This is a genomic window from Arthrobacter sp. CP30, assembly GCF_053470025.1.
The window spans coordinates 242,246-263,653 of record NZ_JBQEMM010000005.1; the positions used below are offsets into that span (position 1 = coordinate 242,246).

The window sequence follows — 21,408 nt, forward strand, 5'->3', positions numbered from 1 at the left end:
CCGCACGCGGAGAGCGAGGCATACCCCGGGCGATCCGACGGCCAGGGAAACCCGTCACAGCCGGCCGGCGGCCTTGAGCCGGATGTACGCGTCGGCCAGCTGCGGCGGCAGCTCGGACGGCACGGCGTCCACGACCTCCGCGCCCAGCAACCGGATCTGCTGCGCCACGGCGGCGCGGTCGAGCAGGGCGCGCTCGGCGGCGGCCGCACGGAACGTCGCCGCCGCCGTCGTCCGGTCGTCCCGCATCTCCTCGAGCCGCGGGTCGCGGACCGACGCCACCAGGACCACATGGCGTTCGGTGAGGCCGGGCAGGGCCGGCAGCAGGCCCTCCTCCACCGCGCCCGCGTCGAGGGACGTCAGCAGGACCACGAGCGAACGGTGCGCCGACGCCGCGCGCACCTGCGCCGGGACCCGGGACCAGTCCGCCTCGATCAGCTCCGCCTCCAGGGGCGCCATCGCCGTCACGAGGGAGCTGAGGAGGTTGCCCTTCGCGGTCGAGTCGACGCGCGCGCGCAGCCTGCGGTCGAACGCCAGGAAGTGCACCTTGTCACCGCCCCGCTCGGCGAGCACGGACAGCAGCAGTGCCGCCTCGATCCCGGTGTCCAGCCGGGGTTCGTCCAGCACCCGCGCAGCGGACGTGCGCGAGGTGTCCAGCACGACGACGACGCGACGGTCCCGCTCCGGGCGCCACGTCCGCACGACCGTGTCGCGTCGGCGTGCGGTGGCGCGCCAGTCGATCGAACGGACGTCGTCGCCCCGCACGTAGTCCCGCAGGGAGTCGAACTCCGTCCCGGCACCCCGGATCTGCACGGCGGACTGCCCGTCGAGCTCCCGCAGCCGGCGCAGCTTCGAGGGCAGGTGGCGCTTGGAGTTGAACGGGGGCAGGACCCGCAGGACGCCGGGAGCGGGGACGGCCAGCTGGCGCGCCGCCATCCCCAGCGGGCCGGAACTGCGGATGGTGACGGTGCCGACCCGCAGGATCCCGCGCCTGGACGGCTGCAGGAGCACGGACATCCGCCGTGACTCACCCGGCGGCATCACGACGCGCTGCTCCGGATCGCGTGCGCCGGCAGACGGTTGCCAGGCCTCCCGCACGGTGGCACGGAGCCTCCGCGCCGTGTCGTTGCGCAGCACGAGCGCGCTGGTGCACTCCTCGCCGAGCCGCACGCTGTCCGGCAGGGCCCGGACGATGCCCACGCGCCTCGGCGACGCGGCGAGCGCTGCATCCACCGCCGCGAGGACGGCGAGCAGGGTGGCCCACAGCAGGATCGGCGTCGCGCCCGGGAACAGGATGACGGGCACGACGCCGAGCAGCGCCAGCAGGACGAAGCGGCCGGTGATGACCACGGTGAACTCCTCTCGGGCCCCGCACGGTCCGTGCGGCGGCCCTTCGGGTGGGTCGGTCTACCGGGGGACGGGGACGGTACCGAGGATGCTGCCGAGGACGTCGTCGACCTCCACCCCGTCCATCTGCGCCTCCGGCCGGAGGGCCACGCGGTGCCGCAGCGCGGGCAGGGTGAGGGCCTTGACGTCGTCGGGCGTCACGAAGGTCCGGCCCGAGAGCCAGGCCCAGGCGCGCGAGGTGTTGAGCAGGGCGGTGGCACCGCGCGGTGACACGCCCCACTGGAACGACGGCGAGCTGCGCGTGGCACGGACGAGGTCCACGATGTAGGCGAGGACCTCGGGAGCGATCGACACGGCGTCCACCGCGGCCCGGGCGCGGTCTACGTCACCGGCATCCGCGACGGCACGGATCCCGGCGGCACCGAGGTTGCGGGTGTCGAAGCCGACGCTGTGCCGGCGGATCACCTCGATCTCGTCCTCCCGGCCGGGCAGCGGCAGCGTGAGCTTGAGCAGGAACCGGTCCAGCTGCGCCTCCGGCAGCGGATAGGTGCCCTCGTACTCGACCGGGTTCTGGGTGGCAGCGACGATGAACGGCGTCGGCAGCGCCCGGGAGACGCCGTCGACCGACACCTGGCGCTCCTCCATGGCCTCCAGGAGTGAGGCCTGGGTCTTGGGCGGCGTCCGGTTGATCTCGTCGGCGAGCAGGATGTTCGTGAAGACGGGGCCCTCGCGGAACGTGAACTCCGAGGTCGCGGACTCGTAGATGAGCGATCCGGTGATGTCACCCGGCATGAGGTCCGGGGTGAACTGGACCCGCTTCGTGTCCAGGTCGAGGGCAGTTGCGAGCGTCCGCACGAGCAGGGTCTTGGCGACGCCGGGAACACCCTCGAGCAGTACGTGGCCGTCGGCGAGGAGGCCGATCAGCAGACCGGTCACGGCGGCGTCCTGTCCGACGATGGACTTGCCCACCTCGCTGCGGACCCGGAGCAGCGCCGCGCGCGCGGACCGGCTGCCCTCGGTCTCGCCGCCCTGGGCGACGTCCGGGCGGTCGGCCACGCGGGTCGCCGGGTGGGACCCTCCGGAGCCGGCTGTCGGATAGTTCCGGGACGCGTCCTGCCCGCCGGGTGTGTCGGTCATGATGACGTGATCTCCTTCTCGAGGTCGAGGATCTCCTGTGCCCAGTGCACGAGGTCGCGGTGCGAGGTCGGGGTGTGGTGGAGCAGTCGCTGTTCCAGCTCGACCCGGGGCCGGCCCGTGTGGCGGGCCGCTGCGTCCACCACCTCCAGCGGTGACGCCGAGCGGTCGACGCGCAGTCGACGGGCCATGCGGGCCAGCGTCGCGGCGCGGAGGTTCCGGGCCGCATGGTCCACCGCGCGTGCGTCCTGATAGAGGCGCGCACGTCCCTCCGCTGTCTCCGCCGCGCGGACGACGACGGGGAGCGGTTCGGCGGCGAGCGGACCGAGGCGCCTGCCGCGCCAGAGCATCGCCAGTACCGCACAGGCGAGAAGCCAGAGCAGCAGGGGATTCACCCACGGCGGGAGGAGGGTTAGCGGATCGATGCCCTCACCGACCGAGACGATGTCCGCCCCGGTGGGTTCGTACCAGACCAGTGTCGGGGAGGATCCGAGGGCGCGCAGCGCCAGCGCGGCGTGGCCCTCCTCGGTGATCAAGGCGTTGGACAGGAGCTCCGGCGCGCCGAGTACGGAGACCCGCCCGCTGCTGCCGGTGACGTACAGGCCACCGGTCCTGGCGTCGTCCTGGTCGGTGTCCTCGTCGTTTTCCTGGTCGGTATCGCCTCCCGCCGGTCCGTCCGCAGCGGCCGGAGGTTCGACGGCGAAGCATTCCGTGCTGCCCGCGTAGGCCGTTCCCGCTGCGGTGATGCGGCCCGCCGCCGTCGCGTCCGGGTCGGCGCACTGCGCCGCCGCGGTCGGGGCGTCCCCGGCGAGACCGACGGGTGCCGGTCCGACGACGGCGAATCCGTCCGCCAGTTCCGACAGCTGGCGGTCACCGGGCGCGGCCAGGACGGCGCGATCGGAGGCGGATGCCAGCTCGGCCACCTGATCCGCACTGAGGTACTGCGGTGGATCGTTCAGGAACAGGGTTGCGGGACCGGCCGACAGCACGTCGAGAGCGTCCTCGAACGACGTCGCCCGGACGACGTCGACGCCCTCGGCGGACAGGACCTCGCTGACGGCCATGGCACCTGCGGGACCGGGATTCCCGGGGGACAGGGGGCGGTCGTCCTCCTCCGAGCCGGGGATGAAATTGACGAGGAGGACGAGCGCCAGGACGAGGGCGCCGACGAGCAGGGGGAGAACCCGGCGGGCGCGGGTGCGCGCCGTGCGCAGGGCGCTGCCTCCGTCGCCCATGATCTCGGCGTCCGGGCCGGGAGCCGTCCGCCGTGCGGAGGGCACGGTCCCTGCGGAGGGCGCAGCCGGACGGGAGCGGGGTCCAGCGGCGACCTCACCGGATCCGGCTCCTGCCGGGGGCGTCACCGCGGGGCCGCCAGGACGTCGGCGCCGTGATCCGGCGACCCTGCCGGGCGTGCCGAGGAGAAGCTCGCGTCGAGCAAGGACGCACGCCGGTACTGCTCACCCGTCGCCGTGCCCTTGCCGTAGTGCGTCTCGTTGAAGAGGTCGGCGAGCCAGGCGATGTCCGGGGAGAGCGCGGGGTGGACCCGGCCGAGCTGGACGGCGGCTTCGGTCGCCGTCCTGCCCGGCTGTTCAGCGATCACCACCCGCTCCTCGGACGCACGGATGACGGCCCGCAGCACGTCCGCGACCGCCCTGTTCCAGTCCCCGCCGGCCGCGTGGGCCGATGCCCGGTCCCGGTACTGTGCCGCGGTGAGGTGTGTGGCGTCGTCGAAGACCGCGGCCTCCGGCGTACGCCCCCGGGCATTGAGCCGGGGCTTGATGAGCACGACCGCGACCACGATCACGAGCGCGGCCCCGATCGCGAGGACGAGCGTGCCGGGTCCCGCGCCGAGGCTGCCGATGCCGTCGAACAGGCGGGCGATCCCGCGGAGGAGGTCGGTGAGGATTCGCTCGAAGATCGAGGGCTGGGCCTCCACGTACACGGTCTTCGCGAGTTCGTCCTCGAGCAGGCCTCGCGCCTCGTCGGCGTCCGGGGCACGGCCAAGGGACGGCAGGACGGGTGGGATCACGTGCTGCTCCGCGGCGTCGTCACGCGTCCCTCGCCGACCGCATCAGGGACGCCCGCCCGGCTGGTGGCCGAAGGCGGTCGTCCCACCGGGGAGCGCGTCCGAGGGCGCGATGCCGGCCTGCTCGTGCTCGCGCATGAGGACGACATCGAACCCCTCGCGCCGGATCCGCAGGTCGACGTAGAGGAGCGACGTGACGCCGGCCTGGAAGGCGTAACCGATGGCGGTGAACAGTGCGGTGATGGCCTGCGTCGCGGCGAGGACCGGCAGGGAGTCGAGGGCGTCGGGCGTCGCGGAGGAACTGGCGCTGAAGCCGAGGAAGAGCGACACCGCGAAGGTGAGCGGCGTCGAGATCACCGACGCGATGATCGACACGATGATGCTCGTCAGGATCACGATCCCGAAGGTCCGCCACCAGTTGCCGCGCGTCAGCTGCCACGAGCGCCTGATCGAGGTCCAGGGACCGGTGCCCTCGAGCATGAGGGCCGCCGGGGCGACGACGAGCTTGATGCTGACCCAGATCAGCACGGCGACGGCCACGAGCACCAGCGGGATGATCACCAGCGCCGAGTACTCCTCGAGCCCTGCGATCGCGAGGACCGAGATCCCGACGAGCAGCAGCAGGCCGACCAGGCCCGCCGCGAAGGACATCAGGCCGAAGCCCAGGAGAGGGAGGAGCCGGCCCCGGGCGAGCCGCCAGGCCTGGCCGAAGGTGGTCTTCTGGTTGATGACCGCGCGGGCGATCGGGATGACGAGGATCCCCTGCAGCACGAGCAGCGCCACGCCCGACACCACGCCGGCGATCGAGGCGAAGACCCCCAGGCCGGCGACGGCGCCGATGATCGTGTCCGTGGACGGGTTCGGCTGGTCGAGCACCTCGATCGAGGAGAAGAGGTTGCCGAGCAGCAGTACCGTCACCAGGGCCACGACGGCCTGGAGGAGGATCGCGATCCCGAAGGTGGCCACGGGATTCTTGCGGCAGGCCTGGAAAGCGCCGTCGAGGATCTCGCCGAGCCCGAGCGGACGCAGGGGGATGACGCCCGGTTTGGGCGGCGCCTGGTACTGGCCCGGATGGTAGACGGGTCCGCCGTACGGTCCACCACCCTGGCCGGCCCCCTCTCCCTGGTACGGGTTGCCCCATCCACGCGGCGGAGCGGAGACCGGACCGGGTCCGGCTGACGCCGGGCCCGCCGTCGGTGCGCCATGAGGACGTCCGTCCACGGGCGGCGTCGAGGGTCCGGACCACGCGGGATGCTGTCCGTACGGTCCCTGGCCCGCCGGTGCCTGACCGTAGGATCCCTGGCTGGTCGGTGCCTGTCCGTAGGGTCCCTGGCTGGTCGGTGCATGCCCGTACGGTCCCTGGTGCTCAGGATCCGGACGGTAGGACGGACCTGCGGTCTGTGCCGGGGAACGGCCCTGGCCGCCGGGTGACTGCCACGGCGACGGCGGGGTGTCGATGGATCCTTCGGCCGCCCGGGCCGCAGAATCCCGGGCGCCTGCGTCGTGGCTGCGCTCCTCGCGCCCGGGGTCGCCCCCGTCGTCCTGCCGACCGTCTACCTGATCACTCATCGCATCCCCTCGAACGGCGCTGCCGGGAGGCATGGACTCAGCATCCCCACCTGCATCATAGTGAGCGGTGACACGGATGCGCAGGAGCGCGCCGCGCGGGAGCGGCCGGCGAGCGGCCCGCTCCGCTGGACGGGGACACGACCCGCCTCCCTTCCGGTGGGGCTGGTGGGACTTTGTGGCCATGATGGGACAGTATTGGGGGATGAAGGCTCGCATACTGGTCATCGATGACGACGAGGCCCTGTCCGAGATGATCGGCATCGTCCTCCGGAACGACGGGTTCGACCCGGTGTTCTGTGCCGACGGGTCCGCGGCGCTCGGTGTCTTCCGATCGTCCCGCCCCGATCTGGTCCTGCTCGACCTCATGCTCCCCGGCATCGACGGGATCGAGGTGTGCCGGCAGATCCGCGCCGAGTCGGACCTCCCGATCGTGATGCTGACCGCGAAGTCGGACACCTCCGACGTCGTGCGTGGACTCGAATCCGGAGCGGACGACTACGTCCCCAAGCCCTTCAAGCCCGCCGAGCTCGTGGCCCGCGTGCGCGCCAGGCTCCGGCCCGCCGAGTCGAAGGCGCCCGAGACACTGAAGATCGGCGACGTCAGCATCGACGTCGCCGGGCATGAGGTGACGCGGGCCGGGACGCGCGTCTCGCTGACTCCCCTCGAATTCGACCTGCTGGTCGCCCTGGCGCGCAAGCCGTGGCAGGTCTTCACCCGCGAACTGCTGCTCGAGCAGGTCTGGGGCTACCGCCATGCCGCGGACACCCGGCTGGTGAACGTCCACGTGCAGCGGCTGCGTTCTAAGATCGAGCGCGATCCCGAGGCGCCCGAGATCGTCCTCACGGTGCGTGGTGTCGGTTACAAGGCCGGGCAGGGCTGACGCGGGAGGGCATGGCATTCGAGCCGACGTCCCCTCCGAGTCCTCCGTCGACGAGACACCGACACCCGCCCCCCGGGTGACCGGTGCCGCCGTCGACCGCTCCGTCGGTGACTCCGGCAGGACTGCTCCTGGACCCGTGGGCACGTCCACCGCCGTCGAGGAGCTCGTCGACGAGGTCGGGGCCACCGCTCCGGCAGCGACCTCTCCGTCGAGCGACAGGCGCGCGTCCGGCCCCGCGCAGGGGGTGCTGGGGGGCGTCCGCACCGTGTACCGCTCAGTGTCCCGCCACTGGCGGCGCTCCCTCCAGTTCCGTACCGTCGTCGCGACGATGCTGCTGACCTCCGTGTCCTTCGTGGCCGTGGGCGGGTTCCTGTCCAACCAGATCACCAACGCCCTCTACGATCAGCGGTTCGACCAGTTCAGCGCCGAGGCCTCGGACGCGCTCGACGACGAGAAGGCGGTGTTCCGCAACTCGTCCGCGACCGACACGGACACCATCAACCGCCTGGTCCTCGACTCCGTGACCCAGCTGGTGGGCACCGATTCCGATGCGCCGCGCCAGTCCATCCTGGTGCCGCTGCCGACCGACAACGGCTCCGTCGTCTCGACGACGACCAGCCAGGCGGGGGCCACGGCGCGCATGCTCCCACCCGATCTGCAGGCTGCCGTCGCGGACGGCGAGGAGATCTACTGGGCGCCGATGGTGATCCCGGTGACGGGAAGCGGGGCGACCAACGCGCCGGGCCTCGCCTTCGGCACCCAAGTGACGCTGCCTCCCGAGCAGAACCCCGTTGCGCTCTACGTCTACTACGACCTCTCGACCATGCAGTCGACGCTCGACGACATCCACCGTGTGCTGTGGCTCGCCGGCGTCGTGCTCCTGATCGTGATCGGTGCGATCGCCTGGTACGTGACCCGAAGCGTCGTGCGGCCGGTCAGCTACGCGGCCTCCGTCTCGGAGAAGCTCGCCGCGGGCGAACTCCAGGAGCGCATGGAGGTGTCCGGTGAGGACGAGGTCGCGCGGCTCGGCGCCTCCTTCAACCACATGGCGGGCAGCCTGCAGGACCAGATCACGCAGCTCGCGCAGTTGTCGCAGATGCAGCAGCGCTTCGTCTCGGACGTCTCGCACGAGCTGAGGACGCCGCTGACGACGGTCAGGATGGCAGCCGAGGTCCTCCACGATGCGCGTGAGGAATTCAACCCGATCAACAAGCGCTCCGCCGAGATCCTCTTCGACCAGGTGGAGCGGTTCCAGGCGCTCCTCGCGGACCTCCTGGAGATCTCCCGCTTCGACGCCGGCGCGGCGGTGCTCGAGGCCGAATCGGTCGATATCGTCCAGTTGGCGCAGCACGCCATGGACGGTGCGCGACCCCTCGCAGAGCGGCTCGGCTCCGACCTCGTCATCGTGTCCGGGGAGTCGATGTGCATCGTCGACGCCGATGCGAGGAGGATCGACCGCATCCTCCGCAACCTGATCGTCAACGCGCTCGAGCACGGCGAGGGCAGGCCCGTCGAGGTCCACATCGCCTGCAACCCGGAAGCCGTCGCCGTCGCGGTGCGGGACCACGGCATCGGCATGACTCCGCTGCAGGCCTCCCGCGCCTTCGACCGGTTCTGGCGCGCCGATCCCGCCCGCGCCCGCACCACGGGCGGCAGCGGACTCGGGCTCTCGATCGCCATGGAGGACGCGCGGCTGCACAGCGCCTGGCTCGAGGCCTGGGGGGAGCCCGCCGCGGGAGCCTGCTTCCGCCTGACCCTGCCACGCCACCAGGGCACCGACCTCGCGTGCTCGCCCCTCGCGCTGCCGCCCTCCTCCGCTCCCGTGCCCGCCTCGCAGCACGCGGCGCAGGGAGCCGGCACCCGCGCGGACGCTCCGGCGCCGCGACCACGGAACGACGACGAAGGGCGAGGCAGTGGACACTGATCGTCGGCGGGACCGCGGCGCCGCACACGCGCGGAGGCCGCACCGGGCCGGGCCAGCCCTCTCGGCGCTCCTGGCTCTCGTCCTGCTGGTCACCGGGTGTTCGGCGATCCCGACGTCGGGCCCCGTCGGCGTGATCTCCGCGTCGGACGGCGAGCCCGACGTCGTGGCGCCCGTCTTCGACCCGCAGGGGCCGTCCAGTGGAGCCACACCCGAGCGCATCCTGCAGGATTTCATCAGGGCCGGCACCGGAGCGGGTGAGGGCTACAGCGTGGCTCGCCAGTTCCTGACCGCGGAACTGGCGGAGGCCTGGCAGCCCGAGGAACGGATCGTCCTGTTCCGCGGTGATCCCCGGGTCGAGAAGCGCGAGACCGAGGGCGTCTACCAGATCCAGCTCGAGACCACGGGGACCGTCGACGCGCGGGGCGTCCGGACCAACAGCGCCGGACCGTCCACGGAGACCCTCGGGGTCCGCATGGTCGAGGTCGACGGCGAGTGGCGCATCGATGAGATCCCGGACGGCATCATGATCGCGCAGAGCAGCGCGACGGATCTGCTGACATCACACAGCCTCGCCTTCTACAGCAGCAACTACCGCTACTGGGTGCCCGACGCCCGCTGGTTCGTGCGGCGGACGGGCGTGACGGCGCGGATCGTCCAGGCCATGCTCGCCGGACCTGCGCCCTATCTGCAGGGAGCAGTCACCAGTGCCTTCCCGGAGGGCGTCACCCTCGCCCGTGATTCGATCCCCATCACCTCCGGGCGGGCCTCGGTCGAACTGTCCCCGGAGATCCTCGAGGACGCGACCGATCTGAAGCTGCAGCAGATGAACCAGCAACTGGAGGCCAACCTCGTCGGACTGAACGACGTGACGTCCGTCGAGATGACCAGTGGACAGCCGATCCAGCTCGGGGATCGCGCTCCCGACCTGGTGACCCCTGAACGTACGCCCGATGTCGGGGGCGAGCAGGTGGCCATCGCCGACAACGACCTCGTGCGGGTGCGGAACGGAGGTATCGTCGCCATCGACGGCCTACCCTCGGTCGCCGAGTACGACCCGGTCGACCCGGCGACGTCCGTGTCCGGCAGCGCCTATTCCTTCGTGAACGCTGACAGGTCCGCCCTCTTCGTGACCGCTCCGGGCAGCCAGGTCCGCGAGGTCCTGTCGGGAACCGGACTGACCCAGCCCTCGTTCGACCCCGAGAACTGGCTGTGGACCGCGCGTTCCGTCGGGGCGGGCAGCGAGGTCCTCGCCCTCCCCCCGGGCGGCACGGAGGAGAACGCGGTCGTCCTCGCCGCGGGATGGCTCGGGGGCCGGATCGTCAAGGACCTGCGCATCTCGCGTGACGGTTCCCGTGCCCTGGTCGTCGCGGAGCGTGAGGGTGCGGGCGAGATCCTGCTCGCGGGTATCACCCGGTCGGCGCAGGGAGCCCCGCTGGGGCTCACCACACCGGTGAGCATGCCTGTCCCCGGCCAGGTCGACACGGCCAGGTGGGCGGGACAGAGCACGATCGTCGCCTCGTCGATCGGTATCGACGAGGAGGCCGTCCCGGTGGTGCTGCACCTCGACGGCGCCGTGGAGACGATGGCCCCACTCGAGGGCGTGGAGGGCATCAGTGCCGGGTCGGACGCCGAGGACACCTTCTATGCGCAGGCCGACGGATCCCTCTACCGGCGCATCGTGACGAGCTGGGTGAACGAGGACCTGGCGGTCAGCGACCCCGCGTTCCCGGGGTGAGGATGTCCACTTAGGGCCATCCGCCGGTGACCCGGGGACAGCCCCGTGATGGGCTCTGGGCATGCACCCCGGTGACTTCCTGGACCGACTCGTCTTCGCCCGCTTCTCCGTCCGCGTCGCGGCTGCCGTCACGGCGTTCGTCGCCCTCGTCCTGCCGTCGTCCTGCGTTCTCTGCGGCCGGTGGGACACCTCACTCTGTCCCGACTGCCTCACCGTCTTCCGGCGCGCGACGTCCCGGCCGTACCGCGCCGAGGCCGACGCGGAATCCCTGCCCGACGTCCCCGTCGGGATCGCCGCCCGCGACGCCGGCCGGGGCCCGTGGCAGGGAGGCGGACGGGTGGCGGAGGCGGTTCCAGCGCTCGTCGAGGTCGGGCCGCTGCCGGTGGTCGCCGCCGGTCGCTACGGTCGCGCGGTGTCGGGGGTGCTGCTCGCCTTCAAGAATCATGGGCACGTCGATCTGGCTCCTCCGGTCGCCGCGGCGCTCGCCGGTGCACTGCACGAGGCGGTCCGAGGGCTCAGCGCGCCAGGGATGGGCGCCGCGTCACCCGTCCTGCTGGTACCGGTGCCGAGCCGATCCTCGTCGTCGCGCCGTCGCGGGTACGAACCGCTGATGATCCTGCTCACGAGGCTCGAGCGGACGGGGACCCTCCCGGCGGGGACCGCTGTCGTCCCGGCGGTCCGGCAACGGTCCCTTCTCTCGCGCTGGTGGATGGGCCGGCGCGGGCGTCGGGCCGGCGCGCTCGTGCGGTCCACCGTGGCAGCGCTGCGTGCAGGACCGCAGGGCGGGCAGAAGGGTCTGGGGCGGCGGCGACGAAGGTCGAACGTCCTGGGGACGATGCTCCTCGCCGGACGGGCACGTCACCGTGTACCGGGCAGCTCCTGCATCATCGTCGACGACGTCCTGACGACGGGCGCGACCATCAACGAGATGCACCGGGTGCTGCACGCCGGAGGAGCCCGTGTCCAGGGGGCGGTCGTGGTCGCCGCGACCTCCTCGCCCGCCGGTACCGCTCCCGCCAGTCCTGCTCCCGGCGGCACGAGCCCCGCCGGTACCGCCCCTGTCCGCCCGTCCGGCGGGCCTGGTCGGACACCGGGCAGCAGCACCACGGTGGCGCCGGGGCCGGTCCCGGGGACACCCAGCAAGCTACCGGAAGTTTTGCAGCGTGGAGGGGTGAATAAAGGACAGCCGTGAACTACCGTGAAGTACGGGTACCACACAGTGACGACACGTACCCGTCGGCGGCGGCTCTGCTCAACGCCACGGCCGCCGTCGTGTCACCTAGCGATGTGGAGGGCACCATGGAATTTGTGATCAATGGTCGTAACCTGGCGGTATCGGACCGTTTCCGTGAGTACGCGACGGAGAAGATCGACAAGATAGAGCAGCTCGGCGACAAGGTACAGCGCGTCGACGCCAAGATCACCAAGGAACCCAGCGCACGCATGGCGGACACCTCGCTCACGGTCGAGCTGACGGTGCTCTGCAGGGGCCCTGTCGTCCGGGCCGAGGCCTCGGCGGGCGACAAGTTCGCCGCCTTCGATCTCGCCTACGCCAAGCTCCTCGAGCGCCTCCGCCGGGCGCGCGACCGGCGGAAGGTCCACCACGGTCGGCACACCCCGCTCGCGGTGCGCGTCGCGACGGCCGACCTCGAGCCCGCCGACCCGGTGCAGCCCATCTACCTCGAGACGCCGGTCATCGAGCCGACCTCCCACGAACCGGTCGCGGAGACCGAGGACGTCGATACCTATTCGTCGCCGGACGACGTGCCCGCCGGGGACTCGCCGGTGCTGATCCGCCGCAAGGTGTTCTCCGGAACGCCCATGACCCTCGACGACGCCGTCGACAACATGGAACTCGTGGGTCACGACTTCTATCTCTTCGTGGATTCCGCCACCGGTGCTCCCTCCGTCGTCTACCGGCGGCAGGGCTGGACCTACGGCGTGATCACCCTCGACTCCAAGTGCGCGGAAGGTACCGAGGAACCCCACGAGGAACTGCTGGCCTACCGGGCGCGCGAAGCCGCCACCGCCTAGCCCATCCAGGGGTCGGCACGCCGCCCCACCACGACGACGAGGAACTGCCTCCGCGCCCGGCGCGGGGGCAGTTCCGTGCGGGAGACCCTCACCGGACGATGCAGACACTCACCATCGCGCAGGCCCGACGCATCGCCCTGGCCGCACAGGGCCTGCACCGCCCCAGGCTCGAGGCACCGACGTCGCTCCGGGCTCTGCGCGCCGCAGCCCTCCGCCTGCAGGTCCTGCAGATCGACTCCGTCAACGTCCTCGTGCGATCCCACTACCTCCCCCTCTTCTCCCGGGTCGGGTCCTACGACCGCGCCCACCTGGACGCCATGTCCTCCGTCGCGCCGCGCTCCCTGGTCGAGTACTGGGCCCACGAGGCGAGCCTCGTGCCACCCGAGCTGTACCCGCATCTCGTGGCGCATCAGCGGCGCACCTGGATGGGTGCGTCCAGCGTCCCTGCGGAGCAGCGAGCCCTTCTCGAGTCGACCATCCTCGGGCTGCTCGCCCGGGGAGTCCCCCTGACGGCGTCCGCCGTCCAGCGGGAGGTGGGCGGGGACCCGTCCCGTCCGGCCGAAGGCTGGGGCTGGCGGTGGACCGCCGCGAAACGCGTGCTGGAGGATCTGTTCGCCCGGGGGAGGATCGGCTCCGCCGGACGCAACGCACAGTTCGAACGCCTCTACGCGCCCCTGACGGCCGTGCTGCCGGATCCGCGGCTCGCCGGCCAGGAGGTGGACGCCACGGAAGCGCTCGCCGTCCTGGCGGACCGGGCCCTCGGTGCGCTCGGCGTGGCGTCGGCCCGCTCGGTCGCCGACTACTTCAGGACGCCGGTCCGGCAGACCCGCGCGGTCCTGGAGTCACTCGTCGGGGCCGGGTCGGTCCGGAGCATCGCCGTGCGTGGGGAGGCTGACCCCTGGTACCTGCACCCCACCGCCGAAACCATTCCGCGCAAGGCGCAGGGCCGGGCCCTCCTCAGTCCCTTCGACTCCCTCGTCTTCGAGCGCGACAGGCTGCTGCGGCTGTTCGGCTGCCACTACCGCATCGAGATCTACACCCCGGAGGAACGCAGGGTGCACGGCTACTACGTCCTCCCGTTCCTCCTCCGGGACGGCATCGCCGCGCGGGTGGACCTCAAGGCGGATCGGCCCGGCCGCACGCTGCTCGTGCGCGGCAGCTATGCGGAGAAAGAGGCGCCCGCGGACACCGCGCACGAACTCGCTGCGGAGCTTCACCTGCTCGCGGGCTGGCTCGGGCTGGACGACGTCGTCGTCGAGGACCGTGGCGACCTCGCCCCCGCGCTCGCCGGTCAGGTCGGCAGGATACCCTGAGCGGAAGACGCAGGCCCGGTCGCCGTAGCGCGCCGCACGGGCCCCGGAACGGAGGGGCGGAACGTCCCTCCCGTAGACTAGAGACGCCATCTTTGGGCAGCATCAGATTGGGAGCAGATACCAGTGCCATCACTTCTTGAACGAGTACTCCGCACCGGCGATAAGAAGACACTGAAGCGACTCCGGAACTACGCTGACGCGATCAACGTGCTGGAAGACGAATTCCGTGAGATGTCCGACGCGGAGCTGCGCGGCGAGACCGACCGGCTGAAGCAGCGCCATGCGGACGGCGCCTCCCTCGACGACCTTCTGCCCGAAGCCTTCGCCGCAGTTCGCGAGGCATCGAGCCGGACGCTCGGACTGCGCCACTTCGACGTCCAGCTGATGGGCGGCGCCGCCCTGCACCTCGGCAACATCGCGGAGATGAAGACCGGCGAGGGCAAGACCCTCGTGGCCACGGCACCCGCCTACCTCAACGCCCTGAGCGGCAAGGGCGTCCACGTCGTCACCGTCAACGACTACCTCGCCGAGTACCAGTCGGACCTCATGGGTCGCGTCTACCGCTTCCTCGGCCTGACCAGCGGCTGCATCCTCTCCAAGCAGGATCCCGCGACGCGCCGTGAGCAGTACGCGGCCGACATCACCTACGGGACCAACAACGAGTTCGGGTTCGATTACCTGCGCGACAACATGGCGTGGAGCGCGGCGGAGCTGGTGCAGCGTGGCCACAACTTCGCCGTCGTCGACGAGGTGGACTCGATCCTCATCGACGAGGCGCGGACGCCGCTGATCATCAGCGGGCAGGCCTCCGGCGACGTCAACCGCTGGTACAACGAGTTCGCGAAGGTCGTGCAGAAGCTCACCGTCGAGGCCGACTACGAGGTGGACGAGAAGAAGCGCACGGTCGGCGTGCTCGAGGACGGGATCGAGAAGGTCGAGGACTACCTCGGCATCCACAACCTGTACGAGTCGGCCAACACCCCGCTGATCGGATTCCTCAACAACGCGATCAAGGCCAAGGAACTGTTCAAGCGGGACAAGGACTACGTGGTCCTCAACGGCGAGGTCATGATCGTCGACGAGCACACGGGACGCATCCTGGCGGGTCGCCGCTACAACGAGGGCATGCACCAGGCGATCGAGGCGAAGGAGGGTGTGGAGATCAAGGCCGAGAACCAGACGCTCGCCACCGTGACCCTCCAGAACTACTTCCGCCTCTACGAGAAGCTCTCCGGCATGACCGGCACGGCCGAGACCGAGGCCGCCGAATTCATGTCCACGTACAAGCTCGGCGTGGTACCCATCCCGACGAACAGGGAGATGGCCCGCAAGGATCTCTCGGACCTCATCTACAAGAACGAGGTCGCCAAGTTCGACGCCGTCGTCAAGGACATCGTCGAACGCCACGAGACCGGCCAGCCCGTGCTCGTCGGCACCACCAGCGTGGAGAAGAGCGAGTACCTCTCGAAGCAGCTGGCGAAGGCCGGTGTGCGCCACGAGGTCCTGAACGCGAAGAACCACGCGCGGGAAGCCGCGATCATCGCGCAGGCCGGGCGCAGGAGTGCCGTCACCGTCGCCACGAACATGGCCGGACGAGGGACCGACATCATGCTCGGTGGCAACGCGGAGTTCAACGCCGTCGCCGCCCTCGAGAAGCTCGGGCTCGACCCCGCGGACAACGCGGAGGAGTACGAGGCCAAGTGGCCCGAGGCCCTGGAAGCAGCCAAGGAGGCCGTGAAGTCGGAGCAGGACGAGGTCCGCGAGCTCGGCGGCCTCTATGTGCTCGGCACCGAACGCCACGAGTCACGGCGCATCGACAACCAGCTCCGTGGCCGGTCCGGACGCCAGGGCGATCCCGGCCGCTCCCGTTTCTACCTCTCGCTCACCGACGACCTCATGCGTCTCTTCAACTCGGGCGGTGCCGAGCGCATCATGAACAGCGCCACCATGCCCGACGACGTCGCCCTCGAGTCCAAGCTCGTCTCGAAGGCGATCGAGAACGCGCAGGGACAGGTCGAGGGCCGCAACGCGGAGCAGCGCAAGAACGTCCTCAAGTACGACGACGTCCTGAACCGGCAGCGCGAAGCCATCTACGGGGACCGCCGTCGGATCCTCGAGGGCGGCGATCTCAAGGAGAAGGTGCAGTTCTTCCTGGAGGACGTCATCACGGCGATGGTCGACGAGACCACGGCGCAGGGTCACGGGGACGACTGGGACTACGAGCTGCTGTGGACGAACCTCAAGACGCTGTACCCGATCACGCTGACCGCCGACGAGGTCATCGACGAGGCGGGCGGCGCGTCGAAGCTCACGCGCGATTTCCTGCACGACGAGATCCTCTCGGACGCCAAGCTGGCCTACCAGGCACGGGAGGAAGCGCTCGGTGAGCAGACCATGCGCGAGCTCGAGCGGCGCGTGGTCCTGTCGGTCATCGGCAGGAAGTGGCAGGAGCACCTCTATGAGATGGACTACCTCAAGGAGGGAATCGGCCTGCGTGCCATGGCCCAGAGGGACCCGCTGGTCGAGTACCAGCGTGAGGGGTTCATCCTCTTCCAGGCGATGATGGAGTCGATCCGCGAGGAGAGCATCGGCTACCTGTTCAACCTCGAGGTCGAGGTCGCCGCGCCGGCCCAGACCGGGCTGCCCGGGGTGACCGACGCCAGGGGCATCGTCCAGGCCCCGACCATCAAGGCGGCGGGGCTCGAAGCTCCCGCGAAGCCCGCAACCCTGAACTTCACGGCGCCGAACGCGCAGGGCGAAGCGGAGATGCATGTCGAGCGGAACAAGCCCCAGGCCGCTCTCGCCACCGGCAAGGCCACAGGCAAGAAGGCCCGGAAGAAGTAGTCAGCCGATCTCCAGGGCGGTCACCCGCCACACCCCGCGCCGTTGCTCTATGCGAAGAGCGACGGCGCGGACGCGTGTCCGGTCGAAGGCGACGACCGAGGCTTCGTAGACCCCTGGGCTGATCGGGCAGACCCGTGCCGACCGGACCACGACCTGGCGGACACCGGTCCCGGTGGGGGAGCCGCTGCTCCCCGACGCGGCACCGATACAGCGGACGAGATTCGCTCTCAGGTGCAGGCGTTCGTAGTTCTCCGGGTCGAGCCAGCGTGACATCTGCTGCAGCGGCCGGACGCCGCTGAGGACCTCGAGAGCGCCCTGCGCCACGGACCTGGCAATCCCCGAGATGCGCTGCACGATCGCCGGGTCGGCAGCACGGTCGGCCCCGGCGCCGTCCGTCGGGGTGAACGGCAGGACGGTCGCGCCGCCGGAGGCCGGAGGCCCAGGGGGCCTCGCCACCAGGGGGCGCGGAGCACCGCTGACCTCGGCGAGCTGGTGGTCAGCGGTTCGATGGAGCTGCGTGACGGCGGGCATGGTGTTCCTCTCGTGGGCTGGGCATGGTGATCGGGTGATGTCGTCCGATCGGCGTCGCTGCGACCCTGTGGAGGATCGCGTCCGCCCGGAGCGGGGCGCGCTGAAGGACGGCGGGGTGGTGCTGCTCTTCCGGAATGGTGCGCGTGCTCAGATCTGTGGCGCGCGGAGGACCTGACCGGGCAGGAGGAGGGACGGGTCGTCCCCGATGATGGTTCGATTCGTGTCGTACCACGCGGGCCACGCCTCGGCGACATCGGCAGCGGTGCAGAGGGGGCCGAGGTGATGCTCGACGATGGACCAGAGAGAGTCCCCGGGCGCCACCACCACGGCCACGCGGTCAGGATCGGAGCGCGTCGGTGTCCGGACGAGCGGGCCTCCCGCTGTCGGCATCGGGGCCGGTTTCCATCCGGGCGAGACGGGAGTCCGATCGTCCGGCCCTGTCGCCGATGCGGCCGCGACGGGTACGGATGACCAGGAGGGGGATATGGCGAGCTTCGGTGCCGGATCCGCCGGGAGGAAGGACCCGACGCCCCCCGAAGGTGGTGGTCCCGCCTGCGCGTCCTGGAGCGGGACGGCCGTGGACGTCCGCACCATCGAGGACGGGTTCATCTGGGCGGCATGGGCGACGGCAGGCACGGTCACCAGGTTGATGCCGACGAGGGCGGCGGCGAGACGCCGCATGAGTGCAGGCGTGCACCGCTGCGCCAGCCGGGCTGCCGTCGACGGACCGCGGCGCAGGACCAGGTCGGTGGCGATGGCGACGAGGAGCGTGAGAACCCACCAGACGACGGCGACGACGCCCACGACCGATATCGCCACGCCGATTAACCCGTCGACGGACGTCCGACCGGGAGTGGTGGACATCGCTGCGAGAGCCCGTCCCGCAAGGGCCGCTACGCCGCCGCACGCGAGGATCAACCCTGCTGAAAGTGCGTCCGTTCCGCTCATGATAACCTCCGCTTTCAGTTTGATCTCATTTGATGGAGTTTGTCTACGTTTGATTCCATCGAACCGGTTTGTAGCTCGTTGACGATGCCCGGGTTCAGGCCTAGCGTGAACGCATGCGATGGGATGCCCTGTTCACCGATCTGGAAACACAGCTGCACTCCGCGTCTGTCGCGCACCGGGAGGGCGAGATCAGGGACAGGACGCGGACGGAACAGTCCCGGGTGACGATGTCGCAGAGGCTCATCGCCCAGATCGGTCGGCACCTGTCCGTCTCGACGCGGGGCGGCAGGACGGTCTCCGGACTCGTGACCAACGTCGGCTCCGCGTGGGTCTCCCTGGTCGTCGAGGGCAGGTCGGTGGTCGTCCCGTTCACCGCAGTGCAGGTCCTACGTGAGCTCGACCGGGTGGCCGGTCAGCCGCTCACCGGGGTCGAGGCGAGACTCGGCTTCGGGTCGGTGCTCCGCGAGCTGTGCCGCGACCGGTCCGTCGTCGCGCTCTGGCTGGGGAGTCCGGCCGCGCAGGTCATCGGTGTGATCGAGCGAGTGGGCGCGGACTTCCTCGAACTCGGACTCTCGGGTGCGGGCCAGGATCGCAGGTCGTCGCAGGGCAGGGAAGGCCTGACCATCCCGTTCACCTCGATCGACACGGTCGACGCCGCGCACTCGGGGGCATGAGCGCTGCAGGGGAACCTGGGTGGTCGCCCTCCCCGGGCGACCCGTGAAGCTCAGCGGACCTGCGGCGCTTCGCTCTCGGCCCTGAGCGCCGAGGCGGTCCTCTCGTAGGCCTGTGCGATGTACTCCTCGAGAACGCGCGTCTCCACCCGCCACTGGCCGCGGCCGCCGACCTGGATCGCGGGGAGCTCGCCCGAACGGACGAGGGCGTAGGTCTGGGAGGAACTGATGTTCAGCACCTCGCCGACGTCCGCGAGCGTGAGGAAACGTCGTTCGGCCACGGGTCCGCCTTTCCTGGTCGGGTGTCGTCCTTGAACAGTCTGCCATCGCACCAGCGCGGTCAGGCCGACTTTCCACAGTTTGACCCGATTTGGCGCTCTTCGGTTCCCTTCAGATCGTCCGTGCACGAGACTGGCTGTCCAAGCGTGGTCCGACGCGGAGTACGCCCTGTGGGGGGGGAGACCCGAGTGAGCATCGACGCGCGCACCACGCCATCGCCGGCCGAGGCACCGCGGCTGAGAAAGCCCTCCTGGAAGGATCCCCGGCTCCTCGTCGGGCTGCTGCTCGTGCTCGCGTCCACGACGGGGGTGATCGCCCTGCTCCAGAGCCAGGACATGACGACGCAGGTCTACTCCGCGCGCATGGATCTTCCCGTCGGAGCGACCCTGACGGCGGAGGATCTCGTCGCGATCCCCGTGCATCTCGGCGACGCGGCGGGATCCTATCTACCGGTCTCGGAGGGAATCCCGGCGGGCATGGTCGCGACACGGCTCGTCGCACGCGGCGAACTGGTGCCGTCCGCTGCCCTCGGGACCGCGGACGAGCTCGACCGGAAGCCCGTCGGCCTCACGGTCGAGGATCCTCTGCCCACCGGAGCGGACGCCGGCGACCGGGTGGACGTCTGGATCTCCCTCCGGACCGACACGAATACGTACGACGAACCGCGACTCCTGCTCGAAGCGGCCGAGATCGCCGAACTGACGGTCGGCGAGTCGGCCCTCGGCTCGAGCTCCTCGACCCTCGTGCAGGTCCTCGTCGAGGACGATGCCATGCCCGAGTTGCTCAACGCCCTGTCCAACGACGCCCGCATAGCCGTCGTGCTGGATCCTGGCGCCGGTTCGTGAGCATCCCGATCATCACGCTGGGCGCGACGGCAAGCGCCTACGTACCGGGCCTCGAACAGCTGCGCGGCCCGGTGACGGTCGTCCGACGGTGCGAGGACCTGCCGGAACTGATCGCGGCCTGCCAGACGGGCCTCGCGCGTGCGGTCGTCATCGCCCCCGGTGCCGCCGACCTGACAGTGAGCCTCGTCGACCGCCTGGCCTTCTCCGGAGTGGTGGTGGTCTCGCTGTACGACGGATTGCCGGACCCGGCCGCGGCAGTAGTGGACGGGGTCGACTACGTGCAGTCGTCGATCGCGCCCTCGGCACTCGCCGACGCGGTGACCAGGGCTGTCGAGCGGTTCGACGCCACCTCGTCGGTCCGGCGAACGTCCCATGCGTATGCGGACCCGATGAATCTCTCCGCGGATCCCGTCACGCCGGCGGTCGAGCTCGCCGAGCCGCCGGGGGAGGGGCGCATCATCGCGGTCTGGGGTCCAACCGGCGCGCCCGGTCGCACGACCGTGGCGATCAACATGGCGGCCGAGCTTGCAGCGACCGGCGTCCCCGTCCTGCTGGTCGATGCCGATTCCTACGGCGCGAGCATCGGTGCGTCTCTCGGGCTCCTCGACGAGTCCGCCGGCCTCGCGCAGGCCTGCCGGATCGCAGATCAGGGTGGCTTCAACGGAACCGCTCTCGGGCGGATCTCGGTCAGTGTCGCCATCAAGGGCGGTCGGCTGCGGGTCCTGACCGGCATCACGAGGCCTGATCGCTGGCCCGAGCTGCGTCCCGCCGCGCTCAGCCAGGTGTTCTCCGCCGCCCGCGCGCTGGCGGCGGTCACGGTGGTCGACTGTGGATTCTGTCTCGAGGCGGACGAGGAGCTGAGCTTCGATACCCTCGCACCCCGCCGCAACGGTGCAACGCTGCGCTGCCTCGAGGTCGCGGACACGGTGATAGCGGTGGGGTCGGCGGACGCCATCGGCGTGCCCCGCCTGGTCAAGGCGCTCGCCGAACTCGCCGACATGATCCCGGCGGCCGTACCGCACATCGTCTTCAACCGGGTCCGTGCCGCTGCCGTGGGCCGTGGGCCGGAGACGCAGCTGAGGGAGGCCTGGGAGCGCTTCGGTCCGGCTTCTGCCATCGAGGCCCTCCTGCCGGCGGATGCCTCCGCTGCGGACCAGGCGCTGCTCGCCGGCACGGCACTGCTCGAGACGTCACCGGCATCGCCGCTCCGCCTCGCCATCGCAAGACTCGCCGGTGTCCCGGCCGCCGAAGGGCGGCGCCGCGGTGGGCGTGTGTCCCGCGGACGCGACGTGAAGTTTGAGGTGAACCCCGATAGGGTTCAACGGTAAGAG

General features: G+C 70.6%; 18 protein-coding genes. 10 read left to right on the forward strand and 8 right to left on the reverse strand.

The window, feature by feature from the left end:
- Positions 1 to 54 precede the first annotated feature (54 nt).
- The 5 genes from ACTIMO_RS09395 to ACTIMO_RS09415 all read right to left on the reverse strand — a co-directional run bounded on the left by ACTIMO_RS09395 (position 55) and on the right by ACTIMO_RS09415 (position 6,073).
- A complete protein-coding gene (locus ACTIMO_RS09395; RefSeq protein ID WP_448182234.1) occupies positions 55 to 1,347 on the reverse strand; it encodes a DUF58 domain-containing protein in 1,293 nt (430 codons plus the stop codon).
- A 57-nt stretch (positions 1,348 to 1,404) separates the two neighbouring features.
- Positions 1,405 to 2,481, reverse strand: coding sequence for an AAA family ATPase (locus ACTIMO_RS09400; RefSeq protein WP_448182235.1), 1,077 nt, complete (start codon positions 2,479 to 2,481; stop codon positions 1,405 to 1,407).
- Entirely contained in the window at positions 2,478 to 3,758 is a 1,281-nt protein-coding gene (locus tag ACTIMO_RS09405; RefSeq protein ID WP_448182236.1) for a DUF4350 domain-containing protein, read from the reverse strand. Before ACTIMO_RS09405 ends, ACTIMO_RS09400 begins: the two co-directional genes overlap by 4 nt.
- 77 nt (positions 3,759 to 3,835) lie before the next feature.
- A complete protein-coding gene (locus ACTIMO_RS09410; RefSeq protein WP_448182237.1) occupies positions 3,836 to 4,507 on the reverse strand; it encodes a DUF4129 domain-containing protein in 672 nt (223 codons plus the stop codon).
- A gap of 42 nt (positions 4,508 to 4,549) precedes the next feature.
- A complete protein-coding gene (locus ACTIMO_RS09415; protein WP_448182238.1) occupies positions 4,550 to 6,073 on the reverse strand; it encodes a DUF7847 domain-containing protein in 1,524 nt (507 codons plus the stop codon).
- Between the two features lie 202 nt (positions 6,074 to 6,275).
- Here ACTIMO_RS09415 and mtrA point away from each other — a divergent pair, with 202 nt between their 5' ends.
- From mtrA to secA, 7 genes are all read left to right on the forward strand, one after another.
- The gene (gene mtrA, locus ACTIMO_RS09420; protein WP_422390246.1) at positions 6,276 to 6,953 is read left to right on the forward strand and encodes an MtrAB system response regulator MtrA; all 678 of its coding nucleotides are present in this window, start codon (positions 6,276 to 6,278) and stop codon (positions 6,951 to 6,953) included.
- 136 nt (positions 6,954 to 7,089) lie between these two features.
- Positions 7,090 to 8,877: an MtrAB system histidine kinase MtrB gene (gene mtrB / locus ACTIMO_RS09425; RefSeq protein WP_448182239.1), complete on the forward strand. Its 1,788-nt coding sequence runs from the start codon at positions 7,090 to 7,092 to the stop codon at positions 8,875 to 8,877.
- On the forward strand, positions 8,867 to 10,612 hold the full coding sequence (locus ACTIMO_RS09430; protein ID WP_055768711.1) for an LpqB family beta-propeller domain-containing protein: 1,746 nt from the start codon (positions 8,867 to 8,869) through the stop codon (positions 10,610 to 10,612). Before mtrB ends, ACTIMO_RS09430 begins: the two co-directional genes overlap by 11 nt.
- A 61-nt stretch (positions 10,613 to 10,673) precedes the next feature.
- The gene (locus ACTIMO_RS09435; RefSeq protein WP_448182240.1) at positions 10,674 to 11,804 is read left to right on the forward strand and encodes a phosphoribosyltransferase family protein; all 1,131 of its coding nucleotides are present in this window, start codon (positions 10,674 to 10,676) and stop codon (positions 11,802 to 11,804) included.
- 107 nt (positions 11,805 to 11,911) lie between these two features.
- Entirely contained in the window at positions 11,912 to 12,646 is a 735-nt protein-coding gene (gene hpf, locus ACTIMO_RS09440; protein WP_055769350.1) for a ribosome hibernation-promoting factor, HPF/YfiA family, read from the forward strand.
- A gap of 98 nt (positions 12,647 to 12,744) precedes the next feature.
- Positions 12,745 to 13,959, forward strand: coding sequence for a winged helix-turn-helix domain-containing protein (locus ACTIMO_RS09445; protein WP_448182241.1), 1,215 nt, complete (start codon positions 12,745 to 12,747; stop codon positions 13,957 to 13,959).
- Between the two features lie 123 nt (positions 13,960 to 14,082).
- On the forward strand, positions 14,083 to 16,803 hold the full coding sequence (gene secA, locus ACTIMO_RS09450; RefSeq protein ID WP_448182242.1) for a preprotein translocase subunit SecA: 2,721 nt from the start codon (positions 14,083 to 14,085) through the stop codon (positions 16,801 to 16,803).
- Here the strand turns inward: secA and ACTIMO_RS09455 are convergent, their stop codons facing one another.
- Together ACTIMO_RS09455 and ACTIMO_RS09460 are read right to left on the reverse strand one after the other, a co-directional pair.
- Positions 16,804 to 17,334: an Rv3235 family protein gene (locus ACTIMO_RS09455; RefSeq protein ID WP_448182243.1), complete on the reverse strand. Its 531-nt coding sequence runs from the start codon at positions 17,332 to 17,334 to the stop codon at positions 16,804 to 16,806.
- 147 nt (positions 17,335 to 17,481) lie between these two features.
- Positions 17,482 to 18,282, reverse strand: a complete 801-nt coding sequence (locus ACTIMO_RS09460) for a LysM peptidoglycan-binding domain-containing protein (protein ID WP_448182244.1) — start codon at positions 18,280 to 18,282, stop codon at positions 17,482 to 17,484.
- Between the two features lie 113 nt (positions 18,283 to 18,395).
- Between ACTIMO_RS09460 and ACTIMO_RS09465 the strand changes: the two genes are divergently transcribed.
- Positions 18,396 to 18,956: a hypothetical protein gene (locus ACTIMO_RS09465; RefSeq protein ID WP_448182245.1), complete on the forward strand. Its 561-nt coding sequence runs from the start codon at positions 18,396 to 18,398 to the stop codon at positions 18,954 to 18,956.
- A 50-nt stretch (positions 18,957 to 19,006) separates the two neighbouring features.
- Here the strand turns inward: ACTIMO_RS09465 and ACTIMO_RS09470 are convergent, their stop codons facing one another.
- Positions 19,007 to 19,234, reverse strand: a complete 228-nt coding sequence (locus ACTIMO_RS09470; RefSeq protein WP_055768736.1) for a helix-turn-helix domain-containing protein — start codon at positions 19,232 to 19,234, stop codon at positions 19,007 to 19,009.
- A gap of 186 nt (positions 19,235 to 19,420) precedes the next feature.
- Between ACTIMO_RS09470 and ACTIMO_RS09475 the strand changes: the two genes are divergently transcribed.
- Entirely contained in the window at positions 19,421 to 20,077 is a 657-nt protein-coding gene (locus ACTIMO_RS09475; protein WP_448182246.1) for a hypothetical protein, read from the forward strand.
- Positions 20,074 to 21,405 carry an AAA family ATPase gene (locus ACTIMO_RS09480; protein ID WP_448182247.1) on the forward strand — a complete coding sequence of 444 codons (1,332 nt, stop codon included), beginning with the start codon at positions 20,074 to 20,076 and terminating at the stop codon, positions 21,403 to 21,405. The genes ACTIMO_RS09475 and ACTIMO_RS09480 overlap by 4 nt, the downstream gene beginning before the upstream one ends.
- Positions 21,406 to 21,408: the final 3 nt, after the last annotated feature.